Source organism: Aquisphaera insulae (assembly GCF_011064615.1).
Classification (GTDB): Bacteria; Planctomycetota; Planctomycetia; order Isosphaerales; family Isosphaeraceae; genus Aquisphaera; species Aquisphaera insulae.
In genome coordinates this window covers 41,430-62,313 of sequence record NZ_JAALJH010000058.1, presented here as the reverse complement: position 1 = coordinate 62,313, position 20,884 = coordinate 41,430, and the positions used below count along the sequence as shown (strand labels likewise).

At 69.0% G+C, this 20,884-nt stretch carries 19 protein-coding genes and 1 pseudogene; 5 read left to right on the top strand and 15 right to left on the bottom strand.

Translation table 11 applies throughout. The features are described from left to right. A pseudogene (locus G6O54_RS39095) lies at positions 1 to 220 on the bottom strand (hypothetical protein); the annotation flags it as partial. A 138-nt stretch (positions 221 to 358) separates the two neighbouring features. On the opposite strand from G6O54_RS39095, the gene istA reads away from it, so the two are divergent. The 3 genes from istA (at position 359) to G6O54_RS25340 (ending at position 4,363) form a co-directional block, all read left to right on the top strand. Continuing rightward, entirely contained in the window at positions 359 to 1,609 is a 1,251-nt protein-coding gene (istA, locus tag G6O54_RS25350) for an IS21 family transposase (protein ID WP_165229409.1), read from the top strand. After that, entirely contained in the window at positions 1,606 to 2,457 is an 852-nt protein-coding gene (gene istB, locus G6O54_RS25345) for an IS21-like element helper ATPase IstB (RefSeq protein ID WP_165229398.1), read from the top strand. The genes istA and istB overlap by 4 nt, the downstream gene beginning before the upstream one ends. Positions 2,458 to 3,037: 580 nt before the next feature. Next, positions 3,038 to 4,363: a cellulase family glycosylhydrolase gene (locus G6O54_RS25340; protein WP_165229395.1), complete on the top strand. Its 1,326-nt coding sequence runs from the start codon at positions 3,038 to 3,040 to the stop codon at positions 4,361 to 4,363. Positions 4,364 to 4,832: 469 nt separating this feature from the next. Here the strand turns inward: G6O54_RS25340 and G6O54_RS25335 are convergent, their stop codons facing one another. The 13 genes from G6O54_RS25335 to G6O54_RS25275 form a co-directional block, all read right to left on the bottom strand. Beyond that, on the bottom strand, positions 4,833 to 5,261 hold the full coding sequence (locus tag G6O54_RS25335; RefSeq protein WP_250847075.1) for a type II toxin-antitoxin system VapC family toxin: 429 nt from the start codon (positions 5,259 to 5,261) through the stop codon (positions 4,833 to 4,835). A gap of 12 nt (positions 5,262 to 5,273) precedes the next feature. Next, positions 5,274 to 5,519, bottom strand: coding sequence for a type II toxin-antitoxin system Phd/YefM family antitoxin (locus tag G6O54_RS25330; protein WP_165229389.1), 246 nt, complete (start codon positions 5,517 to 5,519; stop codon positions 5,274 to 5,276). A 168-nt stretch (positions 5,520 to 5,687) separates the two neighbouring features. Beyond that, positions 5,688 to 6,653, bottom strand: a complete 966-nt coding sequence (locus G6O54_RS25325) for a fumarylacetoacetate hydrolase family protein (RefSeq protein ID WP_165229386.1) — start codon at positions 6,651 to 6,653, stop codon at positions 5,688 to 5,690. Between the two features lie 44 nt (positions 6,654 to 6,697). Next, positions 6,698 to 8,200, bottom strand: coding sequence for an L-seryl-tRNA(Sec) selenium transferase (selA, locus tag G6O54_RS25320; RefSeq protein ID WP_165229383.1), 1,503 nt, complete (start codon positions 8,198 to 8,200; stop codon positions 6,698 to 6,700). A gap of 51 nt (positions 8,201 to 8,251) precedes the next feature. Further along, entirely contained in the window at positions 8,252 to 10,222 is a 1,971-nt protein-coding gene (selB, locus tag G6O54_RS25315; RefSeq protein WP_165229380.1) for a selenocysteine-specific translation elongation factor, read from the bottom strand. An 87-nt stretch (positions 10,223 to 10,309) separates the two neighbouring features. Next, complete coding sequence (locus G6O54_RS25310) at positions 10,310 to 11,149, bottom strand: hypothetical protein (protein WP_165229377.1); 840 nt, start codon at positions 11,147 to 11,149, stop codon at positions 10,310 to 10,312. 246 nt (positions 11,150 to 11,395) lie between these two features. Continuing rightward, on the bottom strand, positions 11,396 to 12,505 hold the full coding sequence (locus tag G6O54_RS25305) for a TlpA family protein disulfide reductase (RefSeq protein ID WP_165229374.1): 1,110 nt from the start codon (positions 12,503 to 12,505) through the stop codon (positions 11,396 to 11,398). A gap of 143 nt (positions 12,506 to 12,648) precedes the next feature. After that, positions 12,649 to 13,149, bottom strand: a complete 501-nt coding sequence (locus G6O54_RS25300) for a DinB family protein (RefSeq protein ID WP_165229371.1) — start codon at positions 13,147 to 13,149, stop codon at positions 12,649 to 12,651. Between the two features lie 203 nt (positions 13,150 to 13,352). Then, positions 13,353 to 13,499: a hypothetical protein gene (locus G6O54_RS25295; RefSeq protein ID WP_165229369.1), complete on the bottom strand. Its 147-nt coding sequence runs from the start codon at positions 13,497 to 13,499 to the stop codon at positions 13,353 to 13,355. 476 nt (positions 13,500 to 13,975) lie between these two features. Next, positions 13,976 to 14,308, bottom strand: coding sequence for a hypothetical protein (locus tag G6O54_RS25290; protein WP_165229367.1), 333 nt, complete (start codon positions 14,306 to 14,308; stop codon positions 13,976 to 13,978). Positions 14,309 to 14,492: 184 nt separating this feature from the next. Beyond that, entirely contained in the window at positions 14,493 to 15,734 is a 1,242-nt protein-coding gene (locus tag G6O54_RS25285; protein ID WP_165229365.1) for a DUF3466 family protein, read from the bottom strand. A 174-nt stretch (positions 15,735 to 15,908) separates the two neighbouring features. Further along, a complete protein-coding gene (locus G6O54_RS25280) occupies positions 15,909 to 16,715 on the bottom strand; it encodes a glucosamine-6-phosphate deaminase (protein ID WP_165229363.1) in 807 nt (268 codons plus the stop codon). Between the two features lie 148 nt (positions 16,716 to 16,863). Further along, positions 16,864 to 17,112: a hypothetical protein gene (locus G6O54_RS25275; RefSeq protein ID WP_165229361.1), complete on the bottom strand. Its 249-nt coding sequence runs from the start codon at positions 17,110 to 17,112 to the stop codon at positions 16,864 to 16,866. Positions 17,113 to 17,499: 387 nt separating this feature from the next. Here G6O54_RS25275 and G6O54_RS25270 point away from each other — a divergent pair, with 387 nt between their 5' ends. After that, the gene (locus G6O54_RS25270; protein WP_165229359.1) at positions 17,500 to 18,432 is read left to right on the top strand and encodes a cytidylate kinase-like family protein; all 933 of its coding nucleotides are present in this window, start codon (positions 17,500 to 17,502) and stop codon (positions 18,430 to 18,432) included. A gap of 163 nt (positions 18,433 to 18,595) precedes the next feature. Beyond that, the gene (locus G6O54_RS25265) at positions 18,596 to 19,960 is read left to right on the top strand and encodes a Gfo/Idh/MocA family protein (protein ID WP_165229357.1); all 1,365 of its coding nucleotides are present in this window, start codon (positions 18,596 to 18,598) and stop codon (positions 19,958 to 19,960) included. A 111-nt stretch (positions 19,961 to 20,071) separates the two neighbouring features. Here the strand turns inward: G6O54_RS25265 and G6O54_RS25260 are convergent, their stop codons facing one another. Continuing rightward, entirely contained in the window at positions 20,072 to 20,533 is a 462-nt protein-coding gene (locus G6O54_RS25260; RefSeq protein ID WP_165229354.1) for a type II toxin-antitoxin system VapC family toxin, read from the bottom strand. Positions 20,534 to 20,884: the final 351 nt, after the last annotated feature.

Here is a 20,884-nt window from a genome sequence, read left to right as displayed (position 1 = left end):
CATCACGGTGATCTTCTTCCTTGCCGAGGTAATAGCGAGATGGGAAGCCGCGTCCGATGAAGCCCTGCGGTCGCATGTCCTCGACGAAGGGCGGCAGCCCCTGGAACTCCTGCCCATCCCCTGACGCTCGTTCAAGCCAGGAACCGCCTCCGGAAAGGAGGTGGAGGACACCGTGCCGGTGCGTAGATCCCCTTTCGTCAACCCGGGTGTCAGGCGACACTAAAACTGCCCCCTGAACACTTGAAGAGGAGGGGATATGGACAAGTCGACCGACGATCTGCTCAACCTGGAAGGGCCGCACGCGGCTCGGCCAGGGGTCAATAGCTCCCGCCTGCGGCTCTCGCAGGAGGGCACCGGGATGTTATCGCCGGGTGTCGTGGACCGGATCCGCGAGCTCGCCGGCCAGGGGGTCGGCAGCAAGAGCATCGCTCGCACGTTGCGGATCTCCCGCAACACCGTGCGTCGCTATCTCGCCGGCGCCACCGCCGGCTCCCAGCGGCGACCCGCGTCGCGCCGCCTCGACGACGCCGCGCTCGCCGAAGTCCACCGACTCTATCGCACCGTCGCCGAGGGCAACGCGGTGGTCATCCAGCAGGAGCTCGCCGCCGCCGGCATCGGCGTCGACCTCCGCGCCATCCAGCGTGCCGTCGCGCCCCTGCGCCGCGACGATCGCGCCGCCGCCCTGGCCACGGTCCGCTTCGAGACCGATCCGGGACATCAAATCCAGATCGACTTCGGTGAGAAGATGATCATTATCGCCGGGGAGCTCACGAGGGTCTACTTCATGACGGCCGTCCTGGGCTACTCGCGGCGGATCTACTGCCGGGCCTCGCTGGCCCAGCGGCAGGACGACTGGCTGGAGGGCCTGGAGGGGGCCTTCGCCCACTTCGGCGGCCTCGTCGAGCAGGTCCTCTGCGACAACGCGTCGCCGCTGGTCACCCACCACGACCGGGACACCGGCGAGGTCGCCTGGAACCCCGGCTTCGAGTCCTTCTGCCGCGATCGCGGCCTGACGCCTCGCGCCTGCCGGCCCCGCCGCGCCCGCACCAAGGGGAAGATCGAGCGGGGCGTCGGCTACGTCAAGCACAACGCCCTGGCCGGCCGCGCCTTCGACTCGCTGGCGGACCTCCAACGACACCTGTCGCGATGGGCCCTGGAGGTGGCCGACGAGCGGGTCCACGGCACCACCGATGAGCGACCCCGCGAGCGGTTCGAGCGCGACGAGCGGGCGGCGCTGCGCCCCCTGCCGCCGCGGCCGTTGGCGGTGCGGACCCGGCGGCTCAAGCGACGCGTGAGCGCCGACTGTTTCGTAGATATCGACACGGTTCGATATAGCGTCCCGCACCGTCACGTGCGCGAGCAAGTCGACGTGGTGATCACGGCGGACGCCGTGGAAGTCCACCTCCGCGGCCGCCTGATCGCGAGCCACCGGCGCCGCGACGAGCCCCGCTCGTGGGTCCGCGACCCGGCCCACTTCGAGGGCCTCTACCGACCTGCCACGACGCCGCCGAGCGGGCCACCGTCGGCCCCAGCCGGCCCGACGATGGCCGGTTCGATCCAGCGGCCGCTGGCGGCCTACGCCGAGGTGGTGGAAGGAGGCCGGCCATGAGCGCCGCGATCGACCCCCTGGAGGAGCGGCTGCAGGCGTCGCTGAAGCGGCTCCAGTTGACGCACACGCGCGAGACGCTCGATGCCACGCTGGCGGAGGCGGCGCGGGAGGGGTGGACCTACCCCGAGTTCCTCGACCGGCTGCTGGCGCGCGAGGTGGAGGCGAAGCAGGGCAAGCGGGTGCAGATGGCGATGCAGATCGCGCACTTCCCGTGCGTGCGGGAGCTGTCGGGCTTCGACTTCGCGTTCCAGCCGTCGGTCGACGAGCGGCTGGTGCAGGAGCTTTCCGGAGGTAGGTTTATATGCAATGGCGAGAATGTGCTGATCTTCGGGCCTCCCGGTGTGGGCAAGACGCATCTGGCGGTCGGCCTGGGGAGGGCGGTCATAGGGCGGGGCCACGCGGCGCGGTTCACGACGGCGACGGCCCTGCTGGCGACCTTGGCGAAGGCCGAGTCGGAGGGGGTCCTCGACGCCAAGCTGGCCGAGTACGGCAAGCCGAAGCTGCTGATCATCGATGAGCTGGGCTACCTGCCGTTCGAGCGTCGGGCGGCGCACCTGTTCTTCCAGTTGGTGAACCGGCGGTACGAGCGCGGGAGCCTGCTGGTGACGACCAATCAGCGGGTCTCGGAATGGGGGACGGTCTTCGGCGACGAGGTGCTGGCGACGGCGATCCTGGACCGGCTGCTGCACCACAGCCACACGCTGGTGATCACCGGCGAGAGCTACCGGCTGCGGGAGAAGCGCAAGAGCGGGTTGATCCGTGGGGGCCTCCCGGCCGCTGACCCCGCCGCCCAAGATCGAAAGGAGGGGGGGGCCGAAAGAAGGCCGGACCGCGGCGGCAAGAACTGATAAAATCAATGCACCCAAGGGGTGGGGATCAGTACAGGTCCCGGGGGGTCAGAATTAGTGTCGCCTGACACCGGGAGACCAGCAGATTTCGACCGATCCCGGCGATCTCTCGAGACAAGCCGTAGCGCGTCGCCACACTTCGCCCGAAGCGACACACGCGAGGGCCCGCCTCACGCATGAGGCGAGACATCACGGGCTGAGAGATCCCGAGTTCCCTCTGGATCTCCTCCCCTCGCAACAGCCTCCCCCTTCTCAGGATCGCAAACAGTCGATCCAGCCTCTCCACCGGCCACTCCGAATTGCTTTTCGAATGGCTTTCTTCATCCAATCGTCAATTCCAGTCGAGGCTTATGTAGAATCAACGGTGGAAACTCGAATAGCTTTTGGAATCGCTCGCTTCATCTCCTGGGCGGGTCTCGACGCTTACCTCATGGCGCGGGACAATCGACCGATCGGTCTTCTCGATCGATTGGGAGAGAACGCGATGAGGCGAAGTATGGGGACGCTGTTGGTTGTCCTCTCATGGGTGTGGGCAGCATCATCCGTCGCCTGCGCCGCCGAGGGCCTTCCAAGGGTCCGCGTGGCCGGCTCGGGGTTCGAGACGACGGACGGGAGGCCGTTCACGCCGATCGGGCTGTCGTACTTCCGCCCCGGCACCGGCTGGGCGCCCCAGGTCTGGAAGAAGTTCGACGCGGAGGCGACGCGGGCGGACTTCGTCCGGATGAAAGGGATGGGCCTGAACGTCGTCCGCGTCTTCCTCTCGTTCGGCTCGTTCCTGCCCGACCGCGGCCCGATCAACCCCCGGGCGATGGCGAAGTTCGACACGTTCCTGGCCCTGGCCGAAGAGAATGGCCTGCGAGTCCACCCGACCGGCCCGGATCACTGGGAGGGGACGCCCGCCTGGGCGGACGTGGATCGGATCGCGGATGAAAGCTATCTCGGGGCCCTCGAAGCCTTCTGGACCGAGCTCGCCGGCCGCTACAAGGGGCGGGGCGTGATCTTCGCCTACGACCTGCGGAACGAGCCGGAAGTCGGCCTCGACTCCGCCCCCATGCGGGCCGGCTGGCGCCGCTGGCTGGAGCGGACTTACCACAGTCCGGAGGCCGCCGCCCGGGCCTGGGGTGACCCTGCTCCTGCTCACCTGACCTGGGAGGACCTCTCTCCGCCCGCCGCCAACATCGCCGAAGGCGGTCGGAAGCTGCGGGATTATCAACTCTTTCGCGACGAGCTCTCGGTCGCCTGGACGGCCCGCCAGGCCCGGGCGATCAAGGCGGCCGATCCCGACGCACTGGTGACGGTCGGGCTGATCCAGTGGAGCATCCCCTTGAACCTGGGCAGGCCCTTGCAGTACGCCGGCTTCCGGCCTTCGGTCATCGCCCCCTCGCTCGACTTCCTGGAGTTTCACTTCTACCCCAACGACGGCGGCTATTACGACTACAGCCCGGCCTCTGAGCGGCACAACCTGGCCTACCTGGCGGGCGTGGCCGCGGAGGTCCGTCGCGCCGCGGGGGGCAAGCCCGTGGTCCTGGCGGAGTTCGGCTGGTCCGGCGGCGGCCCGGTGCAGCAGGGCGGCCGGACGTTCACCGCGACCGAGCAGGACCAGGCCCGCTGGGGCCGTCTCGCCGTCGAGACCTCCGCACGGGCCGGCGCCTGCGGCTGGATCCACTGGGGCCTTTACGATCATCCGGGCGCCGGCGACGTCACCCAGCGGATCGGCCTCTTCCGGGCCGACGGCACCCGCAAGGCCTGGGCCGCCGCCTTCTCCGAGCTGGCCCGGAATCCACCCAAGCCCGCGGCCATTCCCCGGGACCTTCCGCCCCTGAACTGGGACGCCTGCATCACATCCCGAGCCGCCTGCGACCGTGCCCGGGAGGACCTCCGGAAGGCCTTCGAGAAGGTGCCCTGATCGGGGAGGCGTCGCTCAACCACCTCCGATCACGAATCCTCCGCCTCCACCGGCGTCTCCAGCGTCCCGATCGGGGCGATGGAGTGTCGACCCGCCCCGGACGCGAGCGAGACCAATCGCTGTTCCTCCTGGTACGAGCATGTTCGCTGAGGCTCAAGATGGATTCCCGGGGGGTGGCACCGTCCTGAGGGACCAGGTGTCGAGATCGGAGAAACTTGACCATCGGCATGGAGCTGAGGGGGGTGGCCGTGGTGGAAGCGCAGCGACACCATGGCGAGGCAAGCTGTGGCGCCGGACGGACTTTGCGCCCGGGCCACGGCGGTCCCGTGGTGTTCCACCACGGCCACCCGAAGGCTCTGCACGGCTGCAAGGAGTCTCCGGCGCTGCCATCGCGATTCGAGATGGTGCCCACCCCCTGGAATCCATCTTGAGCCTTCGCTGATATGGGAGAAGATACTCCTGCACCGACTCATTGGACGACGAAAAGCGACACACCAACAGCCATTGCGGCGTCTCTCAGCTTGCTGTCGAGCGTGGCCAGCGGCAGGCCGAGACGAATGGCCAATTCCAGGTAGGACGCATCGTAGGCGGAAAGGTTGTGGGTCCGGGCCAGGTGCGTGGTCTCTACCCAGGCCCTGGCGACCGTCTGGTCATCGACCACGATGGGGAAAGTGCCGAGGAGAGTGAGGAAGTGAGCGGTATTGGCGGCGGTCGTCCGACCGCGTCGCTCGCCGACCAGGAGGGCGTTGGCCACCTCCAACGGCCAGAGGCCCGGGACGTAGGCTTGCAGGTCCGGCATCTTGTCGAGAATCTCGGCGGCGTAGTCGTCGTCCTCGTCCGAGAAACCCCAGACCAGAGTCACCGACCCGTCGAGGACGAAAACATGAGTCGCGTCCATGCCGGCCATCTCCTAGAACCTGCGACCTTCCTCGATCATATCGCGGACACTCAGGCCGCCGAGAGATTGGCCCTTGCGAAGCTGCTTCATGGCCTCGACGGCTGCCCGAACGTCGGGCCTGGGCCTGGTCGCGGCGACGGGGACCAGTCGGGCCACGGGCTTGCCGTGCTCGGTGATGGTGAACTCCTCGCCCTGTGCGACCCGCTCCAGAAGTTGAGGCAGGTGGGCCTTGGCCTCGAAGGAACCGACGCTCTCCATGATTGCTCTCCCCGTGACCTGGACGTGTTTTCAACCAGTCGACTGACCGCGCGTCCCCTTGATGTGCGGCTCGCCGTGGCAGACGTCCGGGCCGACACCAATCCGGTCTTGCCAGCTCAATGATGCGCCTCCCAGCATGTTCCCGAGAAGCCGCTCTCCATCCCCCGCTTACGAATCCTCCGCCTCCACCGGCGTCTCCAGCGTCCCGATCGGGGCGATCGTGGCGCGGATCAGGTCGCCCGGCTTGAGGAAGGTGCCGGACGCGGAGCCGACGCCGCTGGGGGTGCCGGTGGCGATGATGTCGCCCGGCTCCAGGGTGACCCAGCGGCTGAGGAACGCGATCACGGCGGCGACGGGGAAGACCATCTCGGCGGTCGTGGCGTCCTGCTTCAACTGGCCGTTGACCGTCAGCTTGATGGGCAGGTCCTGGGGGTCCTTCACGGCGTCGGCGGACAGGATGCACGGGCCCATCGGGCAGAACGTGTCGTGCCACTTGCCGTGCAGCCAGTCGAAGAACTTGTCCCGCTCGCGCGGCTTCCGCCCGGGGTTGGGCTTGTAGGCGCGGTCGCTGATGTCGTTGACCACGGTGTAGCCGGCGACGTACCCGAGGGCATCGGCCTCGGAGACGCCCCGGCAATGGCGGCCGATCACCACCCCGAGCTCGCACTCCCAGTCGATCTGGTCGGGAGAAACCCTCGGGATCAGGATCGGCTCGCCGGGGTGCGTGAGCGTCGTGCTCGGCGGCTTCATGAACACATAAGGGAACGTCTCCTCGCGCTCGGCCGTCGTGCCGCCCCGCTCGGCGACGTGCTTGGCGTAGTTGCCGGCGAGGAAGAGCATCTTGGGGGGCTCCGCGATCGGGACCAGGAGCTGGGCGTCCTCCGCGGGGATGGTGAGCTCGTCGCGGGCGATCACGTCCAGGCCGTCCAGCCACGCGGCCAGGTCGCGGGCCTGCTCGAAGGAGCAGCCGTCGGGCGGGAGGAGCTCGAGCAGGTCCTCGGTGGAGGGGAGCAGCAGCTCCACGCCCGTCTCGCGGCTGTAGGCTTCCGCGGCCTGGTCGATGGGGATGATCGCGTTGCCGCCGTAGAAGCCCGTCAGCACCATATCGTCGAAGCTGAACCGACAGAGACGCATCCTCTGGCTCCTCGCTCGCGTGGCGATGGTTCGCGTTGATATCGTCAGGAGGCCCGAGGGGAGGGATCCGTCCCCTCGCTCGGGTCGTGTTCCGCCCCCTGATCATGACAGGAACGGCGGATCGCGTCGAGAAGACGAGGCTCCTCGTCTTCGGCCACGGTCCGCACGTCGAACAGCACCGCGCCGCGGCTCACCCGCGGGACGACGGCGGGTTCCCCGAGCCGGAGGGCCCTCGCCCACGAGGACTCCGAGGGATGCGCGGCCGGGAACGGGGGGCCGACCCTCACCGCGGACGACTCGATCGGCGAGATCGGGACGCTGCCGCCGCCGAGGTACGACTCCGCGTCGACGACGGAGGCATCCAGCCCGAGCTCGCCGCGGAGGATCGCGGCGAGATCCTCCGCGCGGCGGCGGATCGCCGCGAGATCCGCACCGAGCATCCTCCAGAGCGGGATCCGCGTCGCGGCGCGCGCGGGATCGGCGATCAGGGCGAGGGTCGCCTCGAGCGCGGCCAGCGTCATCTTGTCGACCCGGAGGGCACGCATCAGCGGCTCGCCTTCCACCTTGCGGATCGCCGCGGCCGTGCCGACGAGGATCCCGCACTGCGGCCCGCCCAGGAGCTTGTCGCCGGAGAAGAGGACGAGGTCCGCCCCGGCCGCGATCCCCTCCGCGGCGGTCGGCTCGCCCGCGATCCCGGGGGGCATGCCCGGCCCGAGCGCCCCGGAGCCGATGTCGTCGATCAGCGGCAGCCCATGGGCTCGCGCCAGCCCCGCGAGGTCCGCCAGGGCCGGCTGCTCGGTGAAGCCGACGATCCGGAAGTTGCTCGGGTGGACGCGGAGGATCGCGGCCGTCGCGGGGCCGATGGCCCGCGCGTAGTCGTCCAGCCGGGTCCGGTTCGTGGTCCCAACCTCGCGGAGCTTCACCCCGGCCGCCTCGAAGATCTCCGGCAGCCGGAAGCTGCCGCCGATCTCCACGAGCTGCCCGCGCGAGACGATCACCTCCCGGGGCCGGTCCGCCGCGGGCGCGGCCGCCCCCAGGGCCCTCAGGGCGAGCATCGTCGCCCCCGCGTTGTTGTTCACGACGGTCGCGGCGGCGGCCCCGGTGAGGTCGCGGAGGAGCCGTGCCACCCCGGTCGTACGCCGGCCGCGCTCGCCGTCGTGCAGGTCAAGCTCGAGGTTGCAGTAGCCGCGGGCGAGGGCGGCGACGGCGGCGATCGCCTCCTCGGCCATCGGCGAGCGGCCGAGCCCGGTATGCAGCAGGATTCCGGTCGCGTTGATCGCCGGGCGAAGGGCCGGCCGTGCGGCCTCGAGGATCGTCATCGCCCGCGCGGCCAGTTCCTCCGAAGAGCTCGCCACGATTCGCCCCGCCCGGAGGCCGTCGCGGGCGTCGTCGATCGCGGAGCGGACCGCCGCGACGACCGTCTCATGGCCGAGCCTCGCCGCGACCTCCGCGAGTCGCGCGTCCCCGAGCACGGCATGGACCGCGGGCAACCGGCGGAACGGGGGGGCATCGGAGCCGGCCGTGCTTTCGTCCGCTTTCCTCTCCACCGTGGCGTCCCTCCGGCTTGATCGCGGTCTCTCGCGGCGTACGGGCCTATTCTACCGCGGCGAGAGAGGCGGGGCCCCCGATCCGCCGGACCACGCCTCCGCCTCGCCGAGGCGGCGGATGTCTCCCTCGCGGCGGGTCAGGCCGATGCGGTCGAGGTACTCGCCGATGGGGACGGCGTACTTGCGGGTCGTGGACAGGAGGTCGCGCAGGTCCCCCATGGTCATCGTCCGGCCGTCGGCGAGATGCTCGCGGACGCGGCGGCGGAGCTCCGCATCGGCCTCGAAGTCCAGGAAGAGCGACTGGGAGACCTCCACGACGCGCTGCTCGTCGCGGAGGAGCGACAGGAGGTCGGGCACGACGGCCCCGCGCGCGCCGGCCTTCGCGGCGAGGTCGGGCGCCTCCGGCGGGCTGAGGCCCCCCGCCCGGATGGCGGCGTGGAGCTCTTCCTTGAGCTTCCGCTCCCCCTGGCTGAGCTTCGGGGCGTGGCCCTTCGCCGCCACGGTGCGGGCCTCGGCCACCACCTTCCCCCGATCCCGGAGCCGGTCGACGATCCCCGAGATCAGGGCGTCGCTCGCGAGGTCCGGCAGCTCGGCCGCGAGGTGCGCCCGGGGGATCGCGGAGAGCCTCGGCCGGGCCGCGTGGAGCCGCCCGAGGGCCCGCAGGACCCGGTCCTCCAGGTCGGCGACGAACTCCGCCAGGACGCGGGCGGTCCGCCGGACGCCGATCGGGATCTCGACGAGGGCGCCGGCCCGCGTCAGCTCATCGAGCACGCCGGGGACCTCGCCGATGGGGATGCCGGCGAGGGCGCAGAGCTCGCGCTCGTCGGCCGCCTTCAGGCCGAGGAACGCGAGCGCCGCGGCGGCCCGCTCCTTCGAATCGGGCGACCGCAGGCGGCGGAGCCGGTCGATCGCCGGCTCGTCGCGACGGCGGAGCCGGCGGGCTTCCGGCTGGATCACGCGGCCGCCGCCGAGCGTCGCCGGCGGGCTCTCCGCGCGGATGACCAGCGGCTGGCCGTGCACCGCGACCACCGGAGTCGACAGGAAGAGCTGGCCGAGCGACGAGGAGCCCGCCGTCAGCGAATTCCCCTCCAGCAGGGCGAGCGTCGCGGAGACCTCGGCGGTGCCCAGATGGACGCGGTATCGCCCGCGGTGCCGGAGCGGCCGCACGGCCTCCTCGGCCGCGGCGAGCTCCACGCTCAGGACCTTCGAGGCCCTGAGATACCCGGGCGCCGCCAGCTCGTCCCCGCGGCGGATCTCTTCGTGATGGACGCCCGCCACGTTGATCGCCGCGCGCGAGCCCCGGCCGGCCTCCCCCACCGGCCGATCGTGGCGATGGAGCCCCCGGACGCGCACGGTGCGGCCCGCGGGCTGCCATTCCAGCTCATCCCCGACGGCGACCACGCCGGAGGCCACCGTGCCGGTGACCACGGTCCCGTGGCCGGCGACCGTGAACGAGCGATCCACGGCCATCCGGAAGAGGCCGGGATCGGGCCGGACCGCGACCGATCGGCAGAGCCGCGCCAGCTCCGCCTTCAGGGCCTCGAGGCCCAGGCCCGTGGTCGCGACCGTGCGGAGGATCGCCGCCCCTTCCAGGAAGGTCCCGCGGACGAGCTCGCGGATCTCGTCCTCGACGAGGCCGATCCACGAGCCCTCCGCCAGGTCGCACTTGGTCAGCACGACGAGGCCGCCGGCCAGCCCGAGCAGCTCGAGGATCTCGAGGTGCTCGCGGGTCTGCGGCATCACCGAGTCATCGGCGGCCACGACGAGCATGGCCAGGTCCAGGCCGGACGCGCCGGCCAGCATGTTGCGGATGAACCGCTCGTGCCCGGGTACGTCCACGATCGCCAGGCGATCCTCGCCCAGGTCCAGCGAGGCGAACCCGAGGTCGATGGTGATCCCTCGCTGCTTCTCCGCCGGCAGGCGATCCGTGTCCACGCCCGTCAGCGCGCGCACCAGCGCGGTCTTGCCGTGGTCGATGTGCCCCGCCGTCCCCAGGACCAGGTCGCGCCCGCCGCCTGCCATCGCTGCGCCATCCTCGAGCCGCGTTCCGAGCTGAAGGGACTCAGTCTAACCGGCGCGGAAGGCCGCGGCGACGGGCCGCGGGGGCGCTCACGCCCGGGCCGAGATCCCCTTCGGCGCGGCCCCGGCGATGATCGTCACGTTGTGCTCCGGCGAGAGGCCCGCGATGTCGCTGGCCTGCCCCCCCGGCGCGGCGGCCTGGAACGAGTAGGAATAGCGGTTCACTCCGGTGGCGTTCGTGGCCGGGAGGAGGTCCTTCGGGACGGTGACGGCGACCGAGTTCCCCGAGATTCGGACCAGGCTCGGGGGGAGATCGGTGGTGGAGACGACCTGTCCCCCGGCGTCGACCAGGTCGACCTCCGCCGTCGTCCCGCCCGCCCCCTTGGTGACCTCCACGATGGCGTCATAGACGATGGACCTGATCCCGCCCGCGGGCCCGGCGGCCGTGGCGCCGCCGCGGTTGACCAGGAAGGAGTACACGGACTCGTCGCTGGTCGTCGTCGGGCCCAGGAGCCTCCCCTTGAAGAAGAAGCCCTGCTCCGGCCGGTAGAAGGCCGACGAGCCGATCACGTTCAGGTCCAGCCGCATCGGCCCCGTGTAGGTGGTGGGGAACCGGGGCGCCTTGAGGACAACGCTCCCGCGAATCTGCTGACGGAGGGGAGCATCGATCTTGCTCAGCTCCATCAGCGCATTGGTCCGGCCATCCACGTTGCCCGGGAAGACGACCTTGACCGTCGCCGGGTATCTCGTGGGCGGCTTGGGGAACAGCCAGGACTGGATTCCGTCGCCCCCGCCGCTCCCGAAGATGGAGGATGCACCGCTCAGCAGAGTGCGGCCTTCGAGCGACTCGGTGCCGGGCCGAAGCGGCGAACGCTGGGGGCGAGCCGCGACGCGATGACGCGCCGCCGTCCGCCGACGGAACCACAACATCGGACGTCCTCCCTGACCTTGCCGGGGCCGATCGCGCCGCCATCATGGGGCGACCCGATGATCCTTATTCCAATCCTTTACCTCGCGGATGGCGGAAGGCAAATGAGGGGCCGAGGTTTCGCGAGAGCGTCGCCGGCATTTCGCGAGCATCCCGCAGGGCTTGCCCCGCCCCCCCCCGGTTGGGGGAGGCGCGGGGCTTGAGCGGGACGCCCCGCGCCGGTCGGCGCGGGTGGGGAGGTCAATCCCTTACTTCTCGGCCTTCTTGCCGATCTTCTCGCGGTAGAACTCGATGCGGTCCTGGAACTGCTTGTAGAACGGGTGGGACTTGGCCTTGTCCTTGAGCTCGGTCTCGAGCGCCTTGATGCCCTTCTCCTCGGTGGCGAGGGCGGCGGCCGTGTCGCCGGAGCGATACTGGGCGGCGGCGAGGGTGTCCAGGATGGCCGGGTTCTCGCCCTTGCTCAGGTCGTTCGCCTTGCGGGCGATGTCGAGCGCCACGCGGGACAGCTTCGGGTCGATGTCGTGCTTCATGTCCGGATCGACGATGTACCAGGCGACCGTGTTCAGCGCCATGGGCTCATCCTTGGCCTCCTCGATCAGCTTGCCGGACATGGCCAGGACCTGGTCGGTCTCGCCGAGCTGATTCAGGCACATGAACTTGAGCGATTCGAACCGGGCGGCGAGGTCGGGCTCGCTGGCGGACAACTCCTTGATGGCGGCGATGGTCCCCTTGTAGTCCTTGGCGCGGAGGGGCTTGATGACCTTCGCCTGCACCGCCATCATCTTCTTCTCCTGGGCCTTGGCCGCCAGCCGTTCCGCGGCCTTGGCCTTGGGATCCCAGTCGCCGGCCGTGATCTTGACGAGAGGCTCGTCCATGCTCATCGGGTGGCCGATCCAGGCGATCTTGCCGTCCTTGATCACGAACGCGGTCGGGATGCCGTTCTCGGCGGCGGCTTCCAACCAGGTCTTGGCCATCTTGCCGTCGCTCGGGTTGTCCTTGTCCGCGACGTCGTCCAGGGCGACGGAGTAGTCCATCTTGTCGCCCATCTCCTTGAGGAACGGCTCGACCTGGGAGAGGTCGCGCTCCCAGACGTCCACGCCGATGAACTTGACCCCCTTGTCCTTGTACTTGTGCGCGAGCTCCGTCAGGTGGGGGATGCTGGCGCGGCAGGGCCCGCACCAGGTCGCCCAGAACTCGACCACGTAGGTCTTGCCGGGCTCGAAGCCCTCGACCTTGTCCCCCTTCACGAACTTCGACACCGCCAGCTTGGGCGCAGGGTCGCCCAGGTTGAGGACGTCGTCGGCCCTCGCGCCGGTGCAGGCAAGGCAGGCCGCGATGGCAAGAAGAGACTTCCGCATGTTTGACTCCCGTCACGTTTCTGGTTTGGGGCTGCCCCGGCTCCCTCCCTGGTGAGGGCAGGCAGACACTTGTCGAAGAGGTGGGGACACTCTATCAGGGCATGCCATCGATCCGCAACGGGCCACGGACGTCCCGGCTCGGCCTATTCATCGCCCGACGGGCCGTACATGCCGGGGACCGGGATGTCGTTGAGGCGGTAGTAGACGCAGAGGTGCGACCGGTGATGGATCAGGTGGTTCATGACCATGCTCCGGATCACGGCCGCGCGGGGCATGGTGAAGATCGGCTGGCCGCCGTTGAGCAGCGCCCACGGCCGGTTCACGTCCTCGTCCTTCGCGGCGGCGATGGCGGCGCGGGCCTCGGCGACGTTGCGATCGAAGTGGTCCAGGATCTCCCGACGATCGGTCAGCACCGGGGTCTGGTAGCGAGGGCCGTCGGTGGGGGCGATGTCCAGGGAGGGCTTCGTCAGCACCTCCACGATCCAGTGGGGGATGTCCGCGACGTGATTCGCATTCCAGCCGATCGTGTGCGACTTCGGATGCGCCTTCCAGTCGAGCTTGTCGCCCGGCAGCCTCTCCAGGACCTTCCGCGTATTCGCCATCTCCTGGTCGAACTCCGGCAGCAGCGTCTGGGCATACGACATGTGATTCGCCCTCCCCAAAATCAGACCATGACCGCTCATCAGCGTCTTCCACGCCCGATGATTGGACCCGAGGACACGTCGAACGTCAACACGCGTACAGTGTGTTCTCGGACGGACGTTTCGGCGACTGCTGGGTCGCAGCGGTTAGCCAAAGGACGTTGCGGCTCCTGTCGATGGAGATGCCTCCCGGTCATTCCTGCTCCCTATTCGCGCAGAAGCCGGGAAGCAGCCGCCAGCACACTCCAGACGATGACGCCCGCGAGTACCACGGCGATCGCCCATCCGTCCCGGTGCCCGGCGAACAACCGATGCAAGGCCACGGTGATGCCGATCAAGACCAGCGGCGCCATGACGAACCTGCCAGGACTGCCGCCCCAGCCGGTTCCTTGAGGGACGGCCACGAGGAGAGCCGACCAGATCCCGAGCCCTCCTGCCAGGAGCAGGGCAGAGGCCGAATGGACGTGCGGTCAGGCCATGGAGTCACCGCATTCGTGGAGGAGCACCGAGGTCAGGACGCCGCCCGTTCCGTTCACTGGCAAATACGCATGGAGACCCGCCACTCCTCACGATTTCATCCAGTCCGCCAGACCAAGTCCAGGCAGCACCGCGTAGTCCTGGTGTTGTGAGTTACCATCGACAGCCCATGGACGAGGGCAGTCGCGGCATTCACCAGGTCCATGTCCGGGGGCGGAGAAGCCACGAACTTCCACGCGACTCGGGGTCGAAATCGAGGATACACACTTCCTCTATCACCGGGCGCGACGGTTGCTCACCGCGTTGTAGCCCTTGAGGTTGGCCGAACAGATGTCGGTGTCCAGAAGGAATTTCAAGGCTCGATCTCTGGTCGGCCGATCTTGCGTCGCCTTCGATTTTCCTCGAGATACTCATCCAGCTCGGCAGCCTCGTCTGCCCAGGCTCCGAAGCTGCGACGCAGTCCTTCGCCCGGAGGAAGGTCCCTGATCCTGGCCAGGGCCTCCGCGAGTCGAGGGTCGAGTTCGTGCGGAGGCGTCGCCAGCCAGGCGGCAAGGGATGACTCGCCAACCGACCTCAACGTGACGGAGACGACCTGCCCATCGGGCAGCCCCGATTCACTTTCGAGTTCAATCGTCTTGCCTCGGATGATACCCTTGAGGCTTGCCGAAGATGTCATGACGATCAACCTCCTTTCCAAGCAGAACGGTCGATCATCCCCGAATCAGGGTGCGACTGCGACACCCTTCATGGTAGCAAATCGATCTTCCAGGTCAGCTCACCGGCTCGCCGCCGCCTCGTCTCACGCTCGATCTGGCTGGGACGGTTGATTCCATGGAGAGTCACGACGCACGGGAGACGGAGACAGCCGCTCAGCGATTGGCCGACCGCCGACCGGCGCGGAAGTGACGCCATGACAGACCGAGGGCGAGTCCGCCCAGCACGACCAGGGCACTCGGCTCCGGAACGGCGTACTCGGGGATGGGCACGCCCTCCGGGTTGAGCAGGACGGCGACCTGCCCCTTGAAACGCCACGGGTCGTCGTCGTAGTAGCCATAGGCCAGGATCTGGCCGACGTTGTTGATCGCATAGGCCGTCTCGAGCGTGACGTCGGGGATCTTGACCAGGCTGTTCAGGTTGTACATCTTCCCGCCGTCGTCGAGGAAGGCGAGCGAGTTCGAGGAGCCGACGATCATGCCCGCGTCGTTGATGGCCCGGGCCTGGCTGTAGCGGACACCCCAGTAGGTGTGGGCGAAGTCCGAGTCGAGGACGCCGAGGTCCTTCATCTGGCCGTTCTGGTAGAGGAACGCGCGGTCCTCCCCGGAGGCGACCTGGGAAATCCCGACGATCTGGCCGGAGTTGTTGATCGCCGTGGCGGTACTCCCCTTGCCGCCGAGCGTCCCGAGGTCGATGACTTGCCCCCCCTGGAAGAGGACCGCGTGCGTTGTCAGGTCCGTCGTGGAGGTCGACGGATAGCCGACGGAAGGCGCGTAGACCGCTGCGGGCGATGTCCCGGGGATCTGAGAGAAACCGACGGCCTGGGTGGCATTGTTGATGGCCATCGCCGCGCTGACCTGCGCCCCCGGCAAGGTCCCCAGGTCGCGGATCGAGCCGGCGACCGCGGCGAAGGCGTGATCCGTCTCGTTCTGCCACGTCTGGGATCTGCCGACCACCGTGCCGAGATCGTTGACCGCGTATCCGTAGCTGTTGGAGCCGCCAAGCGTGCCCAGGTCGGTCGTCGTCTTGCCGTCGTTGACGATCGCGTGCGTCTCCAGAACCATGGCCCCATTCCTCTGGAACTGGCCCGTGCCGTTGGCGGCCACGTAAGCGCCCGAGTTGCTGATGGAACCCTGGGCGCTGGGACCGGGGTAAACTGACGACGCCCCCGGTATGGAGGGCTTCGTCTTGTTCGACCAGACGCCATAGCCATCATAGACCGTGACCGTGGATTGCCCCCAGGACGCGATGATCTGGCCGGAGTCATCCAGGCCCTTGGCCGCCCCCGGGATCAGGTTGACGGCCGTGTAGACGGGGACGGCGTGGGCCCTGGTCGCGACAACCGCCAGGACGGAAAAGACCACAACGGACCGCGCAAGACGGTTGCGATGCCCCATCGCTGAGTGTCCTTCCTCAAGTTGAAACGCAACTCGGGGCATCCTTCGCCCCGGGGTGGCGGGATTATGACCGTTCCTGGGACCGAGTCCAGGTCAGACGAGCGGCCGCCTATCGAAAGACACGATTGCCGCCGATCGCGTCCTTCGCGGAAACGAGCGTGATCTCCCGCCTCGTCAGCTCACCAGCTTCGCCGCCTCGCGGTCGAGGTGGAGCGTGGCGCCCTTGTGGCGGCGGAGGATCGAGGCGGGGCAGGTCTCGGCGATCGGGCCGCGGAGGGTGTTCAGGACGGCATCGGCCTTGCGCGGGCCGGTCACGACGACGGACAGGACCGGGGCCCGCAACAGGGCGGGGATCGTCAGCGTGAGGGCGTGGGTCGGGACGTCCTCGATCTGGCGGAAGCCGCCGTCGTGGACCTGCTGCGTGCGGCAGGCGGCATCGAGGCGGACGGCCTTGACCAGGACCGGGTCGAGGAAATCGGCGACGGGGGGGTCGTTGAATGCGAGGTGGCCGTTCTCGCCGATCCCGGCGCAGACGATGTCCGTGGGCTCGTCCAGGAGGACCTGTTCGTATTCCAGGCAGGTCCGCAGGGGGCGATCGGTCCGCTCGCCGGCGATCAGGCGGAGCCGGGATTCGTCGAGGCCGACGAGCCGGAACAGATGCTCCTGGAGATACCGGCGGAACGAGGCCCGGTGATCGGCCTGGAGTCCCAGGTATTCATCCATGTGGAAGCCGAAGACGCGGGACCAGTCCAGGTCCTTGGCGGCGACGAGGCCGGCGAGGAACGCGTCCTGGCTGGGGGCGGCGGCGAAGATGATGTTCACCCGCCCCGCCTCGTCCTGGCGGCGGCGGATCGCCCGGCCGACCTCGATTGCCGCGGCCCGGCCGGCCTGGGCGCGGTCCTCGTGCACGATCACCTGGAGCGAGTCGACGGTGAACCGGGCCGGCGTCTTGACCGGGAGATCCTGGCCGGGGCCGCTCATGGAGAGGTTCCTCGCGAGCACGGGTCGCGAGGAGGCATGCTTCAGCCGGCCCGCTCCACCCCCGGATCGGCGCCCGGCCTCCTCCGCCCGGTCGCCCGCAGAGGTTATCCGAATCGCCGGGATTGTGCCAGGCGCCGGCGGCGTGGCATCAGCTCATCACGAGGTCGCGGGCGTGGGACGCACCCCGAGACGAGTTCCGGGCCCGCGGGGCCGGCTCGGCGGGCTCGGCGCGAAGTTCCTTGCAGAGCCGCTGGCATTCGACGAGGTCCCCGAGCATGGCATCGGCCAGGTACAGTTGCATCTCCCCGTCGCTGGCCCACTGGAGCTGGTCGTGGCAGCGGGTCATGTGGTCGATGAGGTCCTTCATCCAGAGCAACGTGTTGCGCCGATTATTCATCGCCGGTGATCCTTCACGGGATTCGAGATGGACCGCGGGAAAACCCGAAGATAGAGCAGGAAGGTCCGGCGGGCCGCGGAGGTGTCGCCGGACTGCACGGGATGCGAGAAATCGCAAGTGCCGTGCCACGTCGCCATGCGGCCCGGGACGGCCGTGCTAACCGCGGGTTCCCGCGGAACTTTAGGGAAAATCCGAGAAAGTCCGGAGGGATTTCCTGCCGGCCGGTGATGTTGTAAGGATTACAGCGCGGGGAGTCTCGCGGGGCGACGACGGGCCGCGATGATGTTGCCGACCCGGACGGTCGGTCGGCGGTGCCTTCTCAAGGCCAGGCCGGGGATCTAGACTTGAGGGACGCGGCCCGAGTCGGGCCGCCGGGGGAATGGGCCCATGTCGAGCCTGGACACGACCGCGAGCTTCGCCTCCGAGTCCCCCTCGGGCCACCGGCACGAGGACCTCGGCGTCGCCGCGGGCTTCGGCGGCGTCCGCGAATGGCCGCGATCGGTGGTCCGCTGGCTCTTCGGCCGGGGCGATGAGGATCGCGAGGAGCAGTCCGTCCCGCGGACCGTGGCGCGGTTCCAGAACATCTGCGTCAGCCGGGAGACCGGCGCGGGGGGCTACGCGATCTCCCGGATGGTCGGCCAGCGGCTCGGCTGGAAGGTCTACGACCAGGAATTGCTGGAGGCGATCGCCCACCGGATGGAGCTCCCCGTGGACGACGTCCGCGTCTTCGACGAGCTGGCCCCGAGCGTGGTGCAGGACTGGCTGCTCCCCCTCCGCGAGGAGCACTACGCGCCCCAGGAGGCGTACCTCGACCACCTCGCCAAGCTGATCGAGGCGATCGGCCGCGCCGGCGAATCCGTGCTCGTCGGCCGCGGCGCGGGGTTCCTGATGCCGCGCGAGACGACCCTCTCGGTCCGGATCATCGCCCCGATCCGCTACCGGTCCATGCGGCTGGCCGAGCGGATGGGCGTCTCGGTCTGGACGGCCCGCCGCGCGGCACGCGACCTGGACCGCCGCCGGGCCCAGTTCGAGCGGACGATGTACCGGGCGGTCTCCGGCGATCCGCACAACTACGACCTCGTGCTCGACTCCCACAGCCTGGGCCTGGACATCGCCGCGGAGGTCATCGTCCGGGCCGTCGAGGCCGGCCGCCCCGGCGCGACCCGGCCCGCCGAGCCGACCTGGTCGGCGCCGCACGCCTCGGCCCTCCGCCCCGATCCCGACGCCCCGCGGCCCGCCCCGACGACGTCCTCACCCGCCATCGCCGACGCGAACGAATCACGCCCCACGGACGAGCCGTGGACCGGCCCCACCGACTGACCGGATCATCGTCGATCCGACCCGCCCCGGACCGATCCCCGCCCTGCCCGCCCCGCAACGCCCTCCCCCCGACCCGGCCGGGTCACGGCCGCGGCCTTCACGCTGCAAGCGAAGCGACCCGCCGCGCGATGACGCGCATCCTGCAAGGAAGGAGTACATCCCGATGCGACCCGCAACCACGACCCCGAGCGGTTCCCTCTCAAGCCCCTCCCGGCGCGAGTTCCTCGCGGGGACGACCGCGACGGCGGCGGCGGCCGCCGCCGCGCTGGCGAGCCCGGCGACCGCCGCGACGCGATCCCGCGAGGAGACGACGATCCCGATTGCCCTGGTCGGCTGCGGCGGCCGGGGTACCGGCGCCGCGGGGCAGGCCCTCAGCACCAAGGGCCCGACGAAGCTAATCGCCATGGCCGACGTCTTCCCCGATCGGCTCCGGGCCAGCCTCGACAACCTCAACGGATCCCATTCGCACCAGGTCGAGGTCCCGCCCGCCCGCCAGTTCCTGGGCACGGACGCCTACAAGAAGGCGATCGACTGCGTCGCACCCGGGGGCGTGGTCCTGCTGGCCACCCCGCCGGCCTTCCGGCCGATCCACGTCGAGTATGCGGTGTCGAAGGGTTGCCATGTGTTCATGGAAAAATCCTTCGCCGTCGACGGCCCGGGCGTGCGGCGGATCCTCGCGGCCGGCGAGGAGGCGAAGCGGAAGAACCTGAAGGTCGCCGGCGGCCTGATGAGCCGCCACTATCAGCCGCTCGAGGAGGCCGTCGACCAGATCCACCGGGGGGCCATCGGCGACGTCATCACCTGCTACGCCTACCGGATGCACTCGCCGGTCGGCTTCGGCCCCAGGCAGCCGGGCGAGAGCGAGATCGCGCACCAGATCCGGAACTACAGCAATTTCACCTGGCTCAACGGCAGCTTCATCCTGGACTGGCTGATCCACAACCTGGACGTCTGCTGCTGGGTGAAGGGTGCCTGGCCGGTCTCGTGCCAGGGCCAGGGGGGCCGTCAGGTCCGCGACGCGGCCGACCAGCTTTTCGACCATTACCTGGTCGAGTACACCTTCCCCGACGGCACCCGCCTCATGGCCGAGGGGCGGCACATGGACCAGTGCTGGGGCTTCTTCGGCGACGTCATCCACGGCACCAAGGGCTGCGCCGTGCTCGGCGAGGGGATCCTCGATCCCAAGCTCTATCGCGGCCACCAGCCGCTGCCGAAGAACCAGATCTGGAAGTACGCCGGCGCCCCGTGCGACCACTACCAGAAGGAGCACGACCTCCTCTTCGAGGCCATCCGCAAGGACACGCCCTACAACGAGGCCGAGCGGTGCGCCCACGCCGCACTCACCGGCATCCTGGGCCGGATGGCCGCGGAGTCGGGCAAGATGGTCACCTGGGAAGAGGCCCTGAACTCGAAGCTCGAGCTGGCCCCCGGTTTGGACCACCTGACCATGGAATCCCCCGCGCCGGTGCAACCCGACGCGAAGGGCCATTACCCGGTCGCCATGCCGGGGATCACCGTGGCGGTCTAGAAGGGCACGCGACAGGATTTGCCTGTTGCAGGAGGCGGGTCCGTCCGGCGACGGGGTGAGCCCGATCGCCGGATGGATGGCCCTTCGCGGCCGGGCCATGAGCCGACCGGCTCACGGCAAGATCTTGTCCCAAGGCTCAGCCGTCACTCGCGGGAATCGGCGTAGGTGACCGACATTCGTCGTCGCGATGACGACGTCGTCCGTCGGGCTTCCGAGCAGAGACGCCTGAGCCGCCAGAATACAATCGGGGTCCAGAGACTGTGGATCAGCCGTCGGCATGCCGAACCGACGAACGTGAGCCCAGAACTCAGCAGCAAGCCGCATTGAGGGCGTCGTGATGGGATCGTAGACGAATCCCAACCCCAGGCGATCCAGGCGGCGCAACCCGGCTGTCGCATGGAGACGGATCAGTTCTCGCCGAACCTCGTAGTCGGCGATCTCCGGAGCGACGATCAGGACCGAAGCCGAACCAAGATCCTTGAGCCATTGCCGGCATTGATCAGCAATCGGAATTCCTGGCGCCCGACAGGCCAGGCCAAGGGGACCGGCATCAAGCACCACGAATCGAGTCATTTCAATCTCATTCGCCGAACAAGGGCCGATCGGGACGGGACGAGTCGATGCCCTTGAAGACCTCGGCCCAGATCTCGTCGGCATCCGTCTCATCGGGGCCGATGGTCTCGATCTCGTCGAGGGCCGCACGGATCGCTTCCAGGCGACTCCTGAGCTGAGCTTCGGATAGGGGCAGGAGACGACCCGAAGCGTCAACATCGCCGGGCTGGATTCGAGGCGAAGGATATTCTTGTATCGGGTAGCCCATCGGTGACTCCCTTACGCCATCGGAGCCGAGGAAGAATGGCCGCGATCGAGGTCACTTGACCGTTCAGCCTCATTCTACGCGCTTCACCGATCAGGCGTCCATTT

Coding starts and splice junctions, on each gene's coding strand:
- istA (WP_165229409.1), top strand. CDS start 359: ATGTTATCGCCGGGTGTCGTGGACCGGATCCGCGAGCTCGCCGGCCAG.
- istB (WP_165229398.1), top strand. CDS start 1,606: ATGAGCGCCGCGATCGACCCCCTGGAGGAGCGGCTGCAGGCGTCGCTG.
- G6O54_RS25335 (WP_250847075.1), bottom strand. CDS start 5,261: ATGGACGCGACTCATGTTTTCGTCCTCGACGGGTCGGTGACTCTGGTC.
- G6O54_RS25330 (WP_165229389.1), bottom strand. CDS start 5,519: ATGGAGAGCGTCGGTTCCTTCGAGGCCAAGGCCCACCTGCCTCAACTT.
- G6O54_RS25325 (WP_165229386.1), bottom strand. CDS start 6,653: ATGCGTCTCTGTCGGTTCAGCTTCGACGATATGGTGCTGACGGGCTTC.
- selB (WP_165229380.1), bottom strand. CDS start 10,222: ATGGCAGGCGGCGGGCGCGACCTGGTCCTGGGGACGGCGGGGCACATC.
- G6O54_RS25310 (WP_165229377.1), bottom strand. CDS start 11,149: ATGTTGTGGTTCCGTCGGCGGACGGCGGCGCGTCATCGCGTCGCGGCT.
- G6O54_RS25305 (WP_165229374.1), bottom strand. CDS start 12,505: ATGCGGAAGTCTCTTCTTGCCATCGCGGCCTGCCTTGCCTGCACCGGC.
- G6O54_RS25300 (WP_165229371.1), bottom strand. CDS start 13,149: ATGTCGTATGCCCAGACGCTGCTGCCGGAGTTCGACCAGGAGATGGCG.
- G6O54_RS25295 (WP_165229369.1), bottom strand. CDS start 13,499: ATGGCGCCGCTGGTCTTGATCGGCATCACCGTGGCCTTGCATCGGTTG.
- G6O54_RS25285 (WP_165229365.1), bottom strand. CDS start 15,734: ATGGGGCATCGCAACCGTCTTGCGCGGTCCGTTGTGGTCTTTTCCGTC.
- G6O54_RS25280 (WP_165229363.1), bottom strand. CDS start 16,715: ATGAGCGGCCCCGGCCAGGATCTCCCGGTCAAGACGCCGGCCCGGTTC.
- G6O54_RS25275 (WP_165229361.1), bottom strand. CDS start 17,112: ATGAATAATCGGCGCAACACGTTGCTCTGGATGAAGGACCTCATCGAC.
- G6O54_RS25270 (WP_165229359.1), top strand. CDS start 17,500: ATGTCGAGCCTGGACACGACCGCGAGCTTCGCCTCCGAGTCCCCCTCG.
- G6O54_RS25265 (WP_165229357.1), top strand. CDS start 18,596: ATGCGACCCGCAACCACGACCCCGAGCGGTTCCCTCTCAAGCCCCTCC.
- G6O54_RS25260 (WP_165229354.1), bottom strand. CDS start 20,533: ATGACTCGATTCGTGGTGCTTGATGCCGGTCCCCTTGGCCTGGCCTGT.